The organism is Nocardioides sp. SYSU D00065, from assembly GCF_017916425.1.
In the GTDB taxonomy this organism is placed as follows: domain Bacteria; phylum Actinomycetota; class Actinomycetes; order Propionibacteriales; family Nocardioidaceae; genus Nocardioides.
On sequence record NZ_JAFMSX010000002.1, the window covers coordinates 79,766 to 95,186 of the forward strand.

General features: G+C 74.1%; 18 protein-coding genes. 7 read left to right on the forward strand and 11 right to left on the reverse strand.

The features are described from left to right. The first annotated feature begins 22 nt into the window (after positions 1–22). Genes J3P41_RS08430 through J3P41_RS08440 form a run of 3 tightly spaced genes read left to right on the forward strand, consistent with a single transcriptional unit; the run spans position 23 to position 2,511 of the window. Positions 23–679: a hypothetical protein gene (locus tag J3P41_RS08430; RefSeq protein WP_210649886.1), complete on the forward strand. Its 657-nt coding sequence runs from the start codon at positions 23–25 to the stop codon at positions 677–679. A gap of 60 nt (positions 680–739) precedes the next feature. Continuing rightward, a complete protein-coding gene (locus J3P41_RS08435; protein WP_210649887.1) occupies positions 740–1,549 on the forward strand; it encodes a response regulator transcription factor in 810 nt (269 codons plus the stop codon). Then, complete coding sequence (locus J3P41_RS08440; RefSeq protein WP_210649888.1) at positions 1,546–2,511, forward strand: TIGR03557 family F420-dependent LLM class oxidoreductase; 966 nt, start codon at positions 1,546–1,548, stop codon at positions 2,509–2,511. Before J3P41_RS08435 ends, J3P41_RS08440 begins: the two co-directional genes overlap by 4 nt. A gap of 4 nt (positions 2,512–2,515) precedes the next feature. Here the strand turns inward: J3P41_RS08440 and J3P41_RS08445 are convergent, their stop codons facing one another. The 4 genes from J3P41_RS08445 to J3P41_RS08460 all read right to left on the reverse strand — a co-directional run bounded on the left by J3P41_RS08445 (position 2,516) and on the right by J3P41_RS08460 (position 4,799). Next, positions 2,516–2,974 (reverse strand): hypothetical protein, encoded by a 459-nt coding sequence (locus J3P41_RS08445; RefSeq protein WP_210649889.1) that lies wholly within the window; start codon positions 2,972–2,974, stop codon positions 2,516–2,518. Positions 2,975–3,042: 68 nt separating this feature from the next. Next, on the reverse strand, positions 3,043–3,720 hold the full coding sequence (locus J3P41_RS08450) for a DUF6766 family protein (RefSeq protein WP_210649890.1): 678 nt from the start codon (positions 3,718–3,720) through the stop codon (positions 3,043–3,045). Between the two features lie 79 nt (positions 3,721–3,799). Next, on the reverse strand, positions 3,800–4,222 hold the full coding sequence (locus J3P41_RS08455; protein ID WP_246861916.1) for a hypothetical protein: 423 nt from the start codon (positions 4,220–4,222) through the stop codon (positions 3,800–3,802). A gap of 73 nt (positions 4,223–4,295) precedes the next feature. Continuing rightward, positions 4,296–4,799, reverse strand: a complete 504-nt coding sequence (locus J3P41_RS08460; RefSeq protein ID WP_210649891.1) for a CinA family protein — start codon at positions 4,797–4,799, stop codon at positions 4,296–4,298. Positions 4,800–4,901: 102 nt separating this feature from the next. On the opposite strand from J3P41_RS08460, the gene J3P41_RS08465 reads away from it, so the two are divergent. From J3P41_RS08465 to J3P41_RS08480, 4 genes are read left to right on the forward strand one after another with little or no spacing between them, the layout of a single operon-like run. Next, the gene (locus J3P41_RS08465; RefSeq protein WP_210649892.1) at positions 4,902–5,705 is read left to right on the forward strand and encodes an SDR family oxidoreductase; all 804 of its coding nucleotides are present in this window, start codon (positions 4,902–4,904) and stop codon (positions 5,703–5,705) included. After that, the gene (locus J3P41_RS08470) at positions 5,702–6,883 is read left to right on the forward strand and encodes a zinc-dependent alcohol dehydrogenase (protein ID WP_210649893.1); all 1,182 of its coding nucleotides are present in this window, start codon (positions 5,702–5,704) and stop codon (positions 6,881–6,883) included. The genes J3P41_RS08465 and J3P41_RS08470 overlap by 4 nt, the downstream gene beginning before the upstream one ends. Continuing rightward, a complete protein-coding gene (locus J3P41_RS08475) occupies positions 6,880–7,833 on the forward strand; it encodes an iron-containing redox enzyme family protein (RefSeq protein WP_210649894.1) in 954 nt (317 codons plus the stop codon). Before J3P41_RS08470 ends, J3P41_RS08475 begins: the two co-directional genes overlap by 4 nt. A gap of 2 nt (positions 7,834–7,835) precedes the next feature. Then, on the forward strand, positions 7,836–8,036 hold the full coding sequence (locus tag J3P41_RS08480) for a CDGSH iron-sulfur domain-containing protein (RefSeq protein ID WP_210649895.1): 201 nt from the start codon (positions 7,836–7,838) through the stop codon (positions 8,034–8,036). Positions 8,037–8,546: 510 nt separating this feature from the next. Here the strand turns inward: J3P41_RS08480 and J3P41_RS08485 are convergent. Genes J3P41_RS08485 through J3P41_RS08515 form a run of 7 tightly spaced genes read right to left on the reverse strand, consistent with a single transcriptional unit; the run spans position 8,547 to position 15,386 of the window. Further along, entirely contained in the window at positions 8,547–9,173 is a 627-nt protein-coding gene (locus J3P41_RS08485; RefSeq protein WP_307861897.1) for a class I SAM-dependent methyltransferase, read from the reverse strand. Continuing rightward, a complete protein-coding gene (locus tag J3P41_RS08490; protein WP_210649896.1) occupies positions 9,170–10,816 on the reverse strand; it encodes an NAD(P)/FAD-dependent oxidoreductase in 1,647 nt (548 codons plus the stop codon). The genes J3P41_RS08485 and J3P41_RS08490 overlap by 4 nt, the downstream gene beginning before the upstream one ends. Then, positions 10,813–11,250, reverse strand: coding sequence for an SRPBCC family protein (locus tag J3P41_RS08495; RefSeq protein WP_210649897.1), 438 nt, complete (start codon positions 11,248–11,250; stop codon positions 10,813–10,815). Before J3P41_RS08495 ends, J3P41_RS08490 begins: the two co-directional genes overlap by 4 nt. Further along, on the reverse strand, positions 11,247–12,116 hold the full coding sequence (locus J3P41_RS08500) for a glycosyltransferase family 2 protein (RefSeq protein WP_210649898.1): 870 nt from the start codon (positions 12,114–12,116) through the stop codon (positions 11,247–11,249). The genes J3P41_RS08495 and J3P41_RS08500 overlap by 4 nt, the downstream gene beginning before the upstream one ends. Next, positions 12,113–13,138, reverse strand: coding sequence for a glycosyltransferase (locus tag J3P41_RS08505; protein ID WP_210649899.1), 1,026 nt, complete (start codon positions 13,136–13,138; stop codon positions 12,113–12,115). The genes J3P41_RS08500 and J3P41_RS08505 overlap by 4 nt, the downstream gene beginning before the upstream one ends. 38 nt (positions 13,139–13,176) lie before the next feature. Further along, positions 13,177–14,244: a glycosyltransferase gene (locus J3P41_RS08510; RefSeq protein ID WP_210649900.1), complete on the reverse strand. Its 1,068-nt coding sequence runs from the start codon at positions 14,242–14,244 to the stop codon at positions 13,177–13,179. Next, a complete protein-coding gene (locus J3P41_RS08515) occupies positions 14,241–15,386 on the reverse strand; it encodes a glycosyltransferase (protein ID WP_307861898.1) in 1,146 nt (381 codons plus the stop codon). The genes J3P41_RS08510 and J3P41_RS08515 overlap by 4 nt, the downstream gene beginning before the upstream one ends. Positions 15,387–15,421 lie beyond the last annotated feature (35 nt).

Consider the following 15,421-nt stretch of genomic DNA (forward strand, 5'->3'; position numbering starts at 1 on the left):
CCGCGGACATCGAGAGGATCGCATGGAGCTGCTGCCGCAGAGCCGAGAGGCCCTGGACGAGTACGTCACGCCGACCGTGGACGACGTCGAGGGGCTGCTGCGCGTGATCGAGGGGTGGGCCGTGCGCGCCGTCCCCGACTGCGTGGCGCTCAGCGTGACGCTGCTCGACGAGGACCTGACCTTCACGCTCGTCGAGCCGTCGAGCCGCGAGCAGCACGAGCAGCGGGGATCGGGCCGCGCCGGCGACCCCGGCAGGCGCGCCGAGGCGCTCGACGAGGACCGGTGGGCGGAGATGGCCCGCGAGGGCGCCTTCGGGGGGATCGCCAGCACCGTCTCGCTGCCGGTGGTCGAGGAGGGCCGCGCGGTCCTGACGATCGACCTCTACGCCTCGACCGCCCACGCCTTCCACGACCGCCTCGACGGCCTGGTCGAGGCGCTGGGAGCGTGGCAGGCCGGGGCGGTCACCAACGCCGACCTCGGCTTCGAGACCCGCCGCCGGGCCGAGGCCGCGCCCCAGCGACTGCGCGAGCAGCGGCTCCAGGACGTCGCCGTCGGCCTGGTCGCTGCACGCGTCGGGCTCACCACCGACGACGCCCTCCTGCGGCTGCGCGAGGCGGCCGAATGCGCCGGCATCAGCGAGGCACAGGCCGCCCACGCGGCGCAGGTGCTGCTCGGCTGAGTCCCGCGAGTGCGCTGCGGACGTCCCGTATGCGCCCCGCCCTTCGGGGTACTTGCGGGCATGGACCGACCCACCGCCGCCCCCGGCCACCGCCACGTCAAGGTCGCGTTGATGGAGGAGAGCGAGCTTGTCGTGCACGGCCTGCGAGCAATGCTCGAGCCGCACGCGGCACTGGTCTCCGTCGTGCCCCACCGCCCCGACGGCCCCGCGCCCCTGTGCGACCTGACCCTCTACGAGCCGCACCGCCGCACGGCCGGCGTACGCCCGGCGCCGCAGCGCTTCCCGACGCGCATGGTCGCCTTCGGCTGGGACTGCAGCCCGGAGGCGGTCTCGACCGAGATGTCGCGTGGCGCTGCCGGCTTCGTCAGCAAGTGGCTGCCGAGCCGTCGTCTGGTCTGGAACCTGCTGCAGATCGCCGACGGCCGGGTCGTGGTCGACGCCTGGACCGGCCAGGCCGACGCGCAGCCGGCACCGGCGGAGAAGTGGCCGCTGACCCAGCGCGAGACCGAGGTGCTCTCGATGATCGCCGCCGGTCGGGCCAACCGCGAGATCGCCGAGGAGACCAACCTCAGCATCAACTCGGTGAAGTCCTACATCCGCGGCGCCTACGCCAAGATCGAGGTCACCTCCCGCTCGCAGGCGGTCCTGTGGGCCATCCAGCACGGGCTGCTGGTCTCCGGCGACGCCGACGTGTCGGGGCCGCGGGTGAGCACGGCCCCCTCCGGCCCGCGTACGGCGCCGTCCGGCCTCCGCACGACCCCGGCCGGCGTGCGCACGCCCCCGGGCGGCGTGCGTACGGCGCCGTCCGGCCTGCGCGCGACGGGCTCGATCCCCGCTCCCCGCGCGGCGACGCCCGCCGGCCGGCCGTGACCCGCTTCGGCTACTTCCTCTCCTGCGAGGAGTACTCGCCGGAGCAGCTGCTGGACCAGGCTCGTCTCGCGGAGCGTGCCGGCTTCGACAGCCTGTGGATCAGCGACCACTTCCATCCCTGGAACAACGCGCAGGGCCAGTCGCCGTTCGTGTGGTCGATGATCGGCGCCGTCGCGCAGGTCTGCGACCTGCCGGTGACGACGGCGGTCACCTGTCCGACCGTGCGGGTCCACCCGGCGATCGTCGCCCAGGCGGCCGCCACCTCCGCGGTGCTGCTCGGCGAGGGCCGCTTCACCCTCGGCGTCGGCACCGGCGAGGCGCTCAACGAGCACGTCCTCGGTGACGCGTGGCCGCGCACCGACGTCCGGCTCGAGATGCTCGAGGAGGCCGTCGACGTCATCCGGCAGCTGTGGACCGGCGAGGTCGTCTCGCACGAGGGTCGTCACTACGTCGTCGACACCGCGCGGATCTACACGCTGCCCGACGAGCCGCCGCCCATCTACATGAGCGCGTTCGGCCCGAAGGCGCTCGACGTCGCCTGCCGGATCGCCGACGGCTTCGTCACCACCCAGCCCGACGCTGACGGCGTGCGGACCTTCCGCGCCGCCAAGGGTGCCGACGCCCCGACCCAGGCCGGGTTCAAGGTGGCGTGGGGACCGACGCGCGAGGAGGCGATCGACCGGGCCTTCGAGCTGTGGCCCAACGCCGGTGTCCCGGGCGAGCTCGCCCAGGTGCTGCCCAGCCCCCAGCACTTCGAGCAGGTCAGCGAGCTGGTGACGCGCGAGAAGTTCGCCGAGAACGGCGCGTTCGGTCCCGACGTCGCCGAGCACGTCGAGGCCTACGCGCCCTTCGTGGACGCCGGCTTCAGCGAGGTCTACGTCGCCAACATGGGTCCCCACTACGCCGACATGCTCGCCGCCTACGGCTCCGACGTGCTGCCCGAGCTGCGCCGGCGCGGCTGAGCCCTCACTCGTTGGGCTCGACGCCCTCGCTCACGGCGGGCGTCGCCTCGTGCCCCTCGCGACCGTGGGTACGGCGCAGCTCCTTCATCTCCGCCTCGAAGACGTGGCGCCGGCCCTCGAGGAGCTCGTCGAGGGCCCGCTGGTGCAGACCCTTGGCGCGGGCGTAGAAGCCGTCGTCGTAGGCCTCGACCATCTGGAACGACCACATGCCCGGCAGCGGGTTGCCGCCCAGCACGTCGCGGTCCAGGGCGTCGGCGATCTCGCCGTGCCCCGCCTCGCGCATCAGCTGCGTGGCCTCCTCCATCGTCCGCTCCGCACTGCCCATCAGCCGGTGGAAGGCGTACATGTGGCCACGGGCGTCCTCGATGTGGTCGAGCGCGGCGGACAGCTTGCCCACCGCCTCGACGGTCTCGTCGCTGACTCCTTCGGGCCGCCGGTGCTCGGCGTCGCGCTGGTCGGTCATGGCAGGAGGCTCACAGGTCCGGGAGCGGCGCGCCACATGCAAAAGGGCGGTGTGCGCGTTCGGCGCTGCTAGCCCTCCACGCCGGTGGAGTCGTGAGGCTCGCCCACAGGCTTGCTCTGCGGGGAGCCGCGCTGGCGCAGGTAGATGGCCAGGACGGCCAGCGTGCCCACGGCGAGGAACTCGCTCTGCCAGTTCTGCAGCGTCCTGGCCCAGAAGTCCGCGGCGCGAAGGTACTCCGACCACGCGAGCGGGTCGCGCAGCTGCTGGAGCCGTTCCTCGTTGAACGCGGCCCACCCGGCGACGGACTGGACGAACCACGACATCAAGAAGATGGCCCCCATGACCGCCGCGAGGGAGGAGGAGTAGAGGCGCGTGCGCCAGCCGCCCACCTTGGCCCAGGCGGGGGAGCCCGGCTCGGCGAAACGGCCGATCTTCTGGTCCTCGTCGGACTCCCGGCCGGCCTTGTCGAGCTCCTTGGACTCCGGCGAGCCCTTCTGCAGAAGCCACACCGTCGCCATCAGGTAGACCCAGAACTGCAGGAACTCGCTCTGCCAGTTCTCGGCGACGTCGACGGCGAAGTCGGACGAGGAGACATAGCCGGCCCACGGCACCGCGTCGAGGTGCTCGGCCACCTGTCGGTCGTTGAACTGGAGCCAACCGGCGACGGACTGGCCGGCCAGGCTGAGCAGGAACAGCGCGCCGAAGAAGAGGCTGAGCGCGTTGTGCCGGACGAAGCCGCGCCTCACGAGTGCCTCAGCGCCAGCGCGAGCAGGACGGCGAGGCCCAGGCAGACCACGGCCAGGTAGGCGACGAACATCGTGCGCATCACGGCATCGCGATGCTGCAGTCGTAGGGCCGGTCGGCGACGGGCGTGCAGGCGGCCGCGACGACCAGCCAGCGCCCGTCGAAGCGCGAGAGGAACACCCGGTCGCGTCCGACGACCGCCTGCGCCATCGAGTCGAAGACCTCGACCCTGCCTTCCTCCGCGCCCTCCTCCGGGTCCCCACCCTGGCCCAGGTCCTCCTCGAGGATCGCGCGCTCGCACGGCCGACCGCTGGTCTGCTCCAGCTCGGAGCGGGTCGCGGGCGCGAGCAGGGCGCAGGCGGCCGTCCCGTCGGAGTCGCGGGCGGCGGCCAGCAGCTGACGGGCAGCCGACAGCGCGGCGTCGTCCTGGGCGCCGGCGCAGCCCGCGAGCACGAGGGCGCAGCCGGCGCCGGCCAGCGCAGCCCACCGGGCGCGTCGAGTCATGCCCGAGTCCTACCACGGCTCCGACGCGTCCTCTGTGGTCCGCGCGGGGTGTGTCGGCGGCGTCGCGCGCCGGTCAGCCGGCGTCGGCGCCTCGCAGCGTGCGGACGAGCTCGTCCAGCGCGAGTGCTGTCGCCTCGGCGACCACCTCGGGGGGCTCGCCGGGCAGGAGCGCCTCCACCGACCGGGTCCCCTCGCGGGTGGCCACCGCCAGGTGCACCGTCCCGGCGGGACGGTCCTCCTGGGGCCCGGGCCCGCCGACGCCGGTGATGCCGAGCGCCACGTCGGCCTCGAGCAGCCGGCGTACCCCCTCGGCCATCTCCCGGGCGCACGAGTCGGTGACGACTGGGCCGGGCGTCACGCCCAGCACCCGGAACTTCACGTCCTCGTCGTAGGCCACCACCCCGCCGCGGTACCACTCCGAGGCGGCCTCACCGCGTCCCAGCATCGACGAGATGCGTCCCGCGGTGAGGGACTCCGCGACCGCGATCCGGGCGCCCTGCTCCTGAGCCAGGTGCGCGACCAGCTCGGCGCGGTCCTCCTCCGTGCTCGGGTCCGTCGACGGTGTCGTGTGAGTCATGCGGCAACCTCCTCGTGGACGCCCACGTTACCCAGGGCGGTCCTCCCCATACGGCCGTCGGCCGCACGCATGCTCAGGGGCGCGCGAGGGCACTGGCGGGCCATGACGACCCTTGGCACGGACCGAGCCGGCCTGGCCGTGGTGACTGGAGCATCCACGGGCATCGGCCGCGCCTTCGCGCACCTGCTGGCGGACGAGGGCTACGACCTCGTGCTCGCCGCCGACGAGCCGGCGATCCACACGGTGGCCCAGGAGCTGCAGGCCGCCGGGCGCAGCGTCGTCGCGCTCGAGGTCGACCTCGCCACCCGCGAGGGTGTCGAGCAGCTCCACGAGGCGGTGGCGGTCCACCCCTCGCCGGTGCGCGTCGGCATCCTCAACGCCGGCATCGGCGTGCACGGACGCCTCGACGAGGCCCCCCTCGACGACCAGCTCCGGCTCGTCGACCTCAACGTCCGCTCCACGGTCCACCTGTGCGTGCTGCTGGCCCGCGACATGGTCGCCCAGCAGGAGGGACGGCTGCTGCTGGTGTCCTCCATCGCGGCGGCCGGGCCCGGCCCCGGCCACGCGGCGTACGCCGCCTCCAAGGCATTCGTGCACTCCTATGCCGAGGCCGCCCGCCACGAGCTGGCCGACACCGGCGTCACGGTGACCTCGCTCATGCCGGGTCCGACCGACACCGACTTCTTCGACCGGGCCGACATGGAGGACACCCGCATCGGCCAGGGCCCCAAGGACTCGCCCGAGGAGGTGGCCCGCGACGGCTGGGAGGCGCTGGTAGCCGGGCGCGACCACGTCGTGGCAGGCTCGAGGCTCAACAACGTGGCCGCAGCGGGCGCACACCTGACGCCCGACCCGATCGCCGCGAAGCTCGCGGCGCGACAGACCGAGGAGGTCACCGGAACATGAAGGCCGTCACCTGGCAGGGAAAGCAGGACATGCAGGTCGTCGAGGTCCCCGACCCCGTCATCGAGGAGCGCACCGACGTCGTTGTCGAGATCACCTCGACCGGGCTCTGTGGCTCCGACCTGCACCTCTACGACCCGCTGTCGCCCTTCATGTCGCCCGGGGACATCGTCGGCCACGAGCCCATGGGCATCGTCCGCGAGGTCGGTTCGGCCGTGACGACGCTGCAGGCCGGCGACCGGGTCGTGGTGCCGTTCAACATCAGTTGCGGCACGTGCTGGATGTGCACCCGCGGGCTCTACAGCCAGTGCGAGACCACCCAGAACCGCGACACCGGCACCGGCGCGAGCCTGTTCGGCTACAGCAAGCTCTACGGCCGGGTCCCGGGCGGACAGGCCGAGCTGCTCCGCGTGCCGTTCGGCGACACCCTGCCCATCAAGGTGCCGGACGGCCCGCCGGACGACCGGTTCCTCTACCTCTCCGACGTGCTGCCCACCGCGTGGCAGGCGGTGGAGTACGCCGACGTCGAGGACGGCGGCACGCTCCTGGTCGTCGGCGCGGGGCCGATCGGCGACATGGCCGCCCGCATCGGACTGCACCGTGGGCTGCGCGTCATCGTCGTCGACTCCGTGCGCGAGCGGCTCGCCCGCGTCCACGCGCGCGGCGCCGAGACGATCGACCACACCGAGGTCGACGGCGTCGGCGACACCGTGCGCGAGCTGACCGACGGGCGCGGCGCGGACGCGGTGATCGACGCCGTGGGCATGGAGGCACACGGCTCGCCGGTCGCCGAGACCGCCCAGAAGGCACTCGGCCTGCTGCCCAAGAAGGTGCAGGAGAAGGTGATGCTCAACGTGGGCTCGGACCGCCTGGCCGCGTTGCTGAGCGCCATCGACGCCGTCCGCCGGGGCGGCACCATCAGCATCTCGGGCGTCTACGGCGCGCCGACCGACCCGCTGCCGATGTTCGAGCTGTTCGACAAGCAGGTGCAGCTGCGGATGGGCCAGGCCAACGTCCACCGCTGGAGCGACGACATCCTCGCGCTGCTGCAGCAGGAGGAGGACGTCCTCGGCGTCGAGTCGTTCGCCACCCACCACCTGCCGCTCGAGGACGCGCCCGAGGCCTACCGTCAGTTCCGCGACAAGGAGGACGGCATGGTCAAGGTGGTGTTCACTCCGTGAGGCTGCCCAAGCCGCGCGGCGTGCTGAGCGAGTGGGTGGTGTCCCGGCTCGCCGACGCGCGCCCGAGCGCCGCCGCCGCCCCCGCTGCCGACGCGTGGGACGACGAGTCGTTGGCGCTGTGGACGCTGCACGAGCTGTCGTACCGCGGATTCGAGGACGCCGACGAGCGCGCCGAGTGGGACCCCGAAGTCCTGCACGTCCGGCACCGGCTCGAGACCGCCCTGGAGGAGCGGCTGCGCTCGCGCTGGGAGCAGGCGGGGCCGGTGTCGGTCGGGGTGCCGTCGGAGGTCCCGTCCGCGCTCGAGGCGCTGGTCGCCGAGGACGACGGGCCCTCGCTCGCCGACCACGTACGCCGTCGCGCCGACCGCGACCAGGTGCTGGAGCTGCTGCGCCAGCGCTCGGTCTACCACCTCAAGGAGTCCGACCCGGTCGCCTGGGTCGTCCCGCGGCTCCCGGTGCGGGCCAAGGCCGCGCTGATGGAGCTGCAGTACGACGAGTACGGTGACGGCGACCCCAACCGGCTGCACTCCCACCTCTTCGCGCGCGGCCTGGACGCGATCGGCTTGCGGTCGGAGTACGGCGCCTACGTCGACGACGCACTGCCCGAGACCCTCGAGATGAACAACGCCGTGTCGCTGTTCGGGCTGCACCGGCGGCTGCGCGGTGCGGCGATGGGACACCTGGCCGCGTTCGAGATGACCAGCTCCCTGCCCTCGCGCAAGATGGTGCAGGGCCTGGAGCGCCTCGACCTCGGCGGTCCGATGGCGGCCTACTACGACGAGCACGTCGAGGCGGACGCGATCCACGAGCACCTCGCGGCTCGCGACATCTGCGGCACCCTGGCCGAGGACGAGCCGGAGCAGGCGGACGAGATCCTGTTCGGCGCCTTCACCTGCCTCGACCTCGAGACGCGCTTCGCCACCGTCCTGCTCGCCAGCTGGGAGGCGTAGGCGTGCCGGAGCGTGACTACGACCACCCCGACGTGGTGATCTGCCCCGACGGACCCCTGCTCCTGCGCAACGCCACGTCGGTGCAGGACGCAGACGGTGTGGTGCATGACGTACGCCGTCCGGTCGTCGCGCTGTGCCGGTGCGAGAAGTCGAGCCGCCTGCCCTGGTGCGACGGGACGCACAAGGTCATCCCGCGCGGCTGACGCGCCGGGGCTGTCTGGGCTGGCGCGGGCTCGGGTCCGGGCGGTGGCTGAGCCACATCGGGCGGGCGGTGGATGTGGCTGGCGCACCGCTGGCGGGGGCGTACGGCGGTGCGCTCCCTGGGCGGTGGCTGAGCCACATGGTGCGGGCGGTGGATGTGGCTGGCGCACCGCTGGGGGTCGTACGGCGGTGCGCTCCCTGGGCGGTGGCTGAGCCACATGGTGCGGGCGGTGGATGTGGCTGGCGCACCGCTGGCGGGGGTCGTACGGCGGTGCGCTCCCGGGGCGGTGGCTGAGCCACATGGTGCGGGCGGTGGATGTGGCTGGCGCACCGCTGGCGGGGGTCGTACGGGGGTGCGCTCCCGGGGCGGTGGCTGAGCCACATCGCGCGGGCGGCGGATGTGGCTGACTCACCGCTCCCCGACCCGCCGAGCCGTCCGCCGGACCGCGGACCCGTCAGCCGTACGCCGCCCCCGCCGCACGACGACACGGCGAGACGCAGGAAGGACCCCGTCAGCCCACCCGGTCGATCCGGGCCAGCACGCCGCGCGCCTCCTGGCGCACCTCGATCATGGCGAGCCGACCGTCCGCGAAGCACGGCTCGGCCCGGAGCACGTCGGTCTGCTCGCGGGTGCCGACCTGCAGCACCGCCGAGCCGCCGGGCGACAGATGGTCGGCGATGACGGCCAGACAGGCTCGCGCCACGTCGAGCCCGTCGTCCCCGCCGTCGATGGCGGTGAGCGGGTCCTCGGGATAGCGGCCGGTCTCCTCTCGGGGCACCCACGGCGGGTCGGCGATGACGACCGGGAACTGCTCGTCGGGGCGCAGGGCCTCCTCCAACCGGGACTCGCGGACCTCGACCCGCTCGGCCATCCCGGCCGCTTGAGCGTTGGCGCGGGCGTAGTCGCACGCGACGGCGCTGGCGTCGACGCACACGAGCCGGCGCTCGGAGGCCGCCACCGCGAGCAGGCCGATGTGGCCCGCGCCGGCGCACAGCTCGAGGACCGGCCCGTCCGCCGCGGTGGCGATCAGGTCGGCAGCCCACCGCGACTGGGCCGCGGTCCACTCCCGCGGTCGCAGGACCCGGTCGTCGAAGGCGATGGTCAGGGAACCGAAGTCGATGCGTTCGGTCACGGTCACGGGGCGGCTCCTCGTCGCAGGCCGGTCAGACCGGTCAGGCGGGACGGGCGCAGCCGGGCGGTGCGATCCTGCCAGATCGCCGCGCGCGCGGCGTTGGCGCCTGCAGCCCCGTGCACGCCGCCCCCCGGGTGCGCCGATGCCGAGGCGAGGAACAGCCCCGGGACCCCGGTGGCGGCCCGCCCTCGCATGGCCGGCACCGGGCGGAAGACGAGCTCCTGGTGCAGCTGGGAGGTACCCCCGTTGACCGCGCCGCCGATCAGGTTGGCGTTGCGCTCCTCGAGCTCGTGCGGACCCAGCACCCGCCGGGCCTGCACGAGGTCGCCGAAGCCGGGCGCCACCGCCTCGATCCTGGCCTGCATCCGGTCGGCGAACCGCTCGCTCTCGTCGTGGTCCCACCGGCCGGTGATGCCGTCGGGTCCCGCGTCGCGACGGGTCATGCCCGGCTGGGGCACGTGCGTGTAGGCCCAGAAGGACTCGGTGCCCGCGGGGGAGCGGGTCGGGTCGCTGGCGGTCATCTGGCCGGTCAGGAGGAACGGCCGGTCCGGCACCACGCCCGACGACACCTGAGCCAGCGTCTGGGTCATCTCCTCCACCGACGCGGCGACGTGCACGGTGCCGGGCACCTTGGCGGGGCGGTTGGTCCACGGGATGGGGCCAGACAGCGCCCAGTCCACCTTGACGGTCCCCGGGTCGAGCTCGAAGTCGCGCATCCCGCGCACGAGGCGCGGCGGCAGCTCCTCCTCCGGCACCAGCCCGCCGAAGAGGTGCGTGGCGGAGACGTCGGCCAGCACCGCGCGGGCGGCGTACGCGTCGCCGTCGCGGGTGCGTACGCCGCGCACGCGCCCGTCGCGCACGTCGATGGCCGTGACCTCCGCGTTCGTCTCCAGCCGGCCACCCAGGCTGGTGAAGCGGCGGACCAGGGCGTCGGTGAGGGACTGGGCGCCTCCGCGCGGGACCGGGAAGCCGACGCTCTGGCCGAGCATGGTCATCAGCACGCCGAAGACACCGGAGCCCGGCGAGGCGAGCGGGAAGTCGGCGTGCCCGGCGTTGCCCGCCAGGAGCAGCGCGGCGGCCGGCCCCTCGAAGAGCTCACGACCGAGCGAGGCCACGGGTGTGGCCAGCCGCCGGACGGTGTCGAGGCCCCCCGCTCGGGCCAGCGCGGGCAGCAGGCGGGCACCGGCGCGCACCGGGGGGAAGGGTGAGATGAGCGCGTCGACCATGGCGGGGCCGATGCGGTCCCAGGTGCGGCACAGCTCGAGCCAGACGTCGCCGTCGCCGGGCTGGAGCGCATCGAGTCCCGCGGCGGTGTCGTGTCGGTCGCGGTGCAGCAGCGCCCACTGACCGTCGCCGAACGGGTGCCCGAGCACTGCGGGGGCGTGCTCCCAGGCCAGTCCGTGCTCCTCCAGGCGCAGCGACGCGATCGTCCGGGAGGCGAGCGCCAGGGGGTAGAACGCGCTGAAGGTGTCGTGCACGAAGTCGGGGTGCACCTCGCGGTCGCTGCGGACCGCCCCGCCCGGCGTGGGCTGGGCCTCGAGCAGGAGCACGTCCCACCCGGCGTCGGCGAGGAGGTTGGCGCCGACCAGGCCGTTGGGGCCTGCGCCCACGACCACTGCGTCGTAGGTTCCTCCGGCCCGGGCGGTCACTTCGTCCGGCCCTCCACCACGAAGGCCAGGCGCCGCAGCGTTTCCACGTTGCGGGCGTGCAGCTGCACGTCTCGCAGCGGCTTGGGCACCAGCGTGCCCGGCCCGGCCGTGGCGTCCTCGGTGATGGTCACGACGGTCGAGTCGCCCTCGGGCCGCAGGGAGATGTCGACGTGCGCCTGCCCGGCCGGCCAGCCGCGGGCCAGCAGCAGCAGGCGGCGCCGCTCCTCCATCTCAAGCACCTCGGTGGTGTCGTCGATGAGCAGCGGCCAGGTGCCGACGCTGTGGTGGAGCATGGACCCGACGGCCGGCCACGCCTCGTCGACGTCGCGCATCCGTGACGCGCCGACGACGAAGAGCGGGTAGAGCCAGCCGTCGGACAGGACCTCCCACACCCGCTCGGGGCTGGCGGCGATCGTTCGACTCGTCGTGCTCATGCTGTCTCCTTCGGTGTCGTGTCGGGCGGGACGCACCGGACCCAGTCGTCCCCCTGTGCGTCCTGCCGGCGGCGGACCAGGCCCCGTGCCTCGAACGCCTCCAGCCATCCGCTCATGGGCCAGTGCCCCCATCGGTCGCGGAACAGTCGGCCGTTGCGCAGGATGTCGTCGAGGTGCTCGACCGGCGGGCTGCTGACGGCGTGGTGCTGGTGGTAGGCGCGGGCGCCACCGACCCAGCCCAGCCCGACCCCCGCGGCGAGCGCCGTGCGGGCGAGGTCGGTGTCCTCGCCGCCGTAGCCGACGTAGTCCTCGCAGAAGCCGCCGATGCGCCCCCAGGCGTCCCGGTCCACGGCGAAGGACAGGGACCAGAACAGGTCGGGGTCGGCGTCGAGCACCAGCTCGCCCGGGGCTGGGCACGGACGTGCCGGGTGCGGGTCGTCCCAGTCCGCCAGGGCCCACGGGTCCTCGGGGTAGCCGCTCGGCGGCGGCGGGGGCAGGTAGGTGACCGGTCCCGACCAGATCCGCTCGGGACGTGCGGCCACGACCTCGGCGTACGACGACACCAGCTCGGCGCCGGCGAGGCAGTCGACGTCGAGCAGCACGACGACGTCGGCGCCGTCGTCGATGGCCGTGCGGACGCCGAGGTTGCGGGCGGCGGCGAGCGGCAGCGCCCCGCCGGGTGCTCGCTCCACGGACACGACGGTGCGCTCGAGGGCGCCGACCCGCTGCTCGCGGATCTCGGCGTCGTCCATGGCGACCACGAGGTAGCGGTCGGGGAGCGCGGTCCCGCGTGCGAGGGAGCGGTGCTGCGCCGCAAGGTGGTCGTGGCGGCCGTGGGCGATGCTGACGACGGCGACGTGGGTCATCTTGCACCGCCCCGCGTGCGTCTGCGGGTCTCCAGGACGACGTCGGCGAACCGGTCGGCGGCGCGGCCGTCGCACCACGCGGTCCATCCGTCGGGGTCGAGGGAGGAGGCGCGCTCCAGGACCTGCGACCACTCCTGCCCGGGCCACGTCCGGCAGACCACGGCGGGCCAGCCGGTGGCGAGCTCCTCGGCGGTGGTGAGCTGCTCGAGGTGCGGACGGTCCTGGGGCAGGACGACGGCCGGGCGCCGGGCGGCCGCGGTCTCGGCGAGGGCGTTCTGGCCGGCGTGGGTGACGACGACATCGGCGTCGGCCAGGACCGACGACGGGTCCTCGACCCACGTGCTGCGGTCGGCGCCGAGGATGCGCCAGCGCCAGTCCGGTGTGGCCGCGCGGGCGGCGGCCACGTCGGCGGCCGAGATGTCGTGTCCGCCCGAGCCGAGCATGAGCACGACCGTACGCCGCTCGCCGCCGGCCCGCTCGGCACGCAACTGCAGCACGGGGTGGCGCGAGAGCGCACCGACCGGGACGAGCCGGCTGCGGATCTCGTCAGGAAGCCCCGGCGTCATGCCGGTCGCCGCCTCGGGCCAGAACCCCACCAGCGCCTCCGCGACCCCGAGGCCCAACCGGTGGACGGCGTCGTCGCGCCGGCCCGGCAGCACGACCGCCACGGCCGGGATCCCGTGGAGGCGGGTGAGCAGCAGCACCTCGACCGACACGTCGACCACGACCAGGTCGGGCCGCGCCGCGTCGATCCAGGCGGAGATCGCGGCCGCCCGGGCGCGTGTCCCGTCGTGCAGGAGGGGGGCCCAGTGCAGGTGACCGCGGGCCGTCACCTCGCGCGGCGACCCGTCGTCGTCGCGCGGCAGTCGGACCCAGTCCCCGGCCCACCCCGCGGGCCGGGGCAGGGACGACAGCCCGGTGACCGAGACGCCCTCGCTCGCCAGGCGCTCGGCGAGCACGTGGGCGCGGTGTCGGTGCCCGCTGCCGACGTGGTGGACGTAGTAGCCGACCACGCCGGTCATGCCGCGCCCGTCATGCCACGCCCGTCATGCCACGCCCGTCATGCCGCGTCGTCCCGCCGGCCGATCTCGTCGTAGAGGCGGAGGTAGCCCTCGACCATGGCGTCGGCGCTGCACGTCGCCTCGGCGTGGGCCCGCACCTCGCCGCGGTCGAAGGTTGCTGCGGTGAGGACGGCGGCCGCCAGCGCCTCGACGTCACCGGGAGGCGTCAGCACGCCGGCCTGCGGCGCCACCACCTGGCTCAGCCCGCCGCGCGCGAAGGTCGCGACCGGCGTGCCGCTGGCCATCGCCTCGGCGGCGACCAGGCCGTAGGGCTCGTCCCACATGGGCGTCACCACCGCCACGGACGCCGCGCGCAGCAGCGCCGACAGCTCCGACCCGGCCAGGTGTCCGACGTAGCGCGCTCCGTCGCCGAGGCGCGGGACGACCTCGCGGGCGTGGTACGACGGGTCCTGGACCGGTCCGGCCAGCACGAGGGGTACGCCCGCGGCACGACAGGCGTCGATGGCCAGGTGCGGTGCCTTCTCCTCCACGATGCGTCCCGACCAGACCGCCGGGCCGCCGCCGTCGCCGACGGGCCACTGGCGCAGGTCCAGCCCGTTGAGGACGACGTCGCTGTCGACGACGTGGCGCCAGGCGCGCGAGGTCCACTCGCTGACCGAGACGAAGCGCGGCGGCTCGGGGCAGAGCGCGAGCGCCGACTCGAGCATCGGCAGCGGCGGCGTGTGCAGCGTGGTCAGCATCGGCACCTCGACGGCGGGCGCCATCGCGACCGGGAGGTGGTGCAGGCTGTTGTTGTGGACGACGTCGTAGTCCTCGGGTCCACTCCGCGCCAGCGACAGCATCAGGTCGAGGTAGGCGTGGTGCTCGGCCAGCCACCCGGGGCCGGGGGCGAAGCGGTCCTCCATCGCGGCCGGACTGGGGTCGAGGCTGGCGAGCGGCAGGAGCCGCACCGGCAGGGACGTGTCCGACCCGGGCCCGGCGAACAGGGTCACCTCGTGCCCGCGCTCGGCCAGTCCACGCGCCATCGTCCCCGTCATCGACTCCAGGCCGCCGGCGAAGGGCTCACGGATGGGGAAGCGGCTCGAGGCGATGAGGCAGACCCTCACCGCCCGCCTCCGAGGAGGGAGGCGTAGAGGCGGGCGTGCGCGGCCGCGACGGCGGCGCGCTGGCGCCGTCGGTCCTCCACGCTCGGGCCGGGCGCGACCTGGCCGGCGTGGGCCGCGCGGACGGCCGCCGCGAGGCTGTCGGCGTCGAAGCCCTGCTCGTCGTGGCGGTAGCCAAGGACCGGCGCCTGGTCGGCGAAGTAGCCGCACGAGGGGGCGATGACCGCCGTACCCAGGTCTCGGCAGGCCTCGAGCCAGCCGCTGTGCGTGCCGAAGCGGTACGGCAGCACCGACACGTCGAGCGAGGACAGGTAGGCCCAGAGGCCGTCGTCGTCGAGGTAGTCGTGGATCCGGAGGTCGACCTCGCCCCGCCTCGCGTGCTCGCGCAGCGCCTCGGCGAGCGCGGCGTCGTACCTCGCGCCGTCGGGGAGGAGCACGTCGCGGTGGCCGTTGACCTGGAGCACCGCTCCGGGCAGCTCGCGGACAGTGTCGACCAGGATGGGAAGCAGCGGGTGGGGGTGCATGCCGGCGCGCAGGCTCTTGACGTGCATGCCGACGCGGAACTCGCGCGCTCGCGATCCGCGGCGTCGTACGTCGCGCATGGAGGACACACGGCGCATCAGGTCCAACGGCACGACGTGCGGGTGCGGCAGCACGAGCGCCTCGCGACCCCACCGCTCGCGGATCTCCGCGGCGGCGCCGCGGGTCAGCGTGATGAGCGCATCGGCGGCGGGCACGAGGACGTCGAGCTGGCGGTCGTGGGCCTCGCGGTCGGGGTGGTGCGGGTTGCGCAGGTCGTGGACGGTGAAGACCAGCGGCGTGCCCTTGCGGCGCAGCGCCTCGACGAGGGCCTCGAGGTCGGCGACGCTGCGGGAGTCGAACCCGAAGTGCACGTGGAAGACGTCGAAGTCGTTCGCCGCCACCCAGTCCGGGTCCAGCATCACCGGCGGCCACCACCGCTGGGTGGCCGCCGCGCCGCCGCCGGGGTCGGGGTCGGGCAGGCGGTGCGGGCCAGCGCCGGTCTCCGGGGACAGGTGGCGCACGTAGACGTGGTTCGCGGGGACGGAGGCGATGACGGGTCCCGCGCTGCGCCGACGGGGCAGTGGCAGGGCAGGGGGCACACTGGTGATCGCGTCGGAGGTCACGGCCCGTAGTACCCCGGATCCGCCCGCGCATGCGC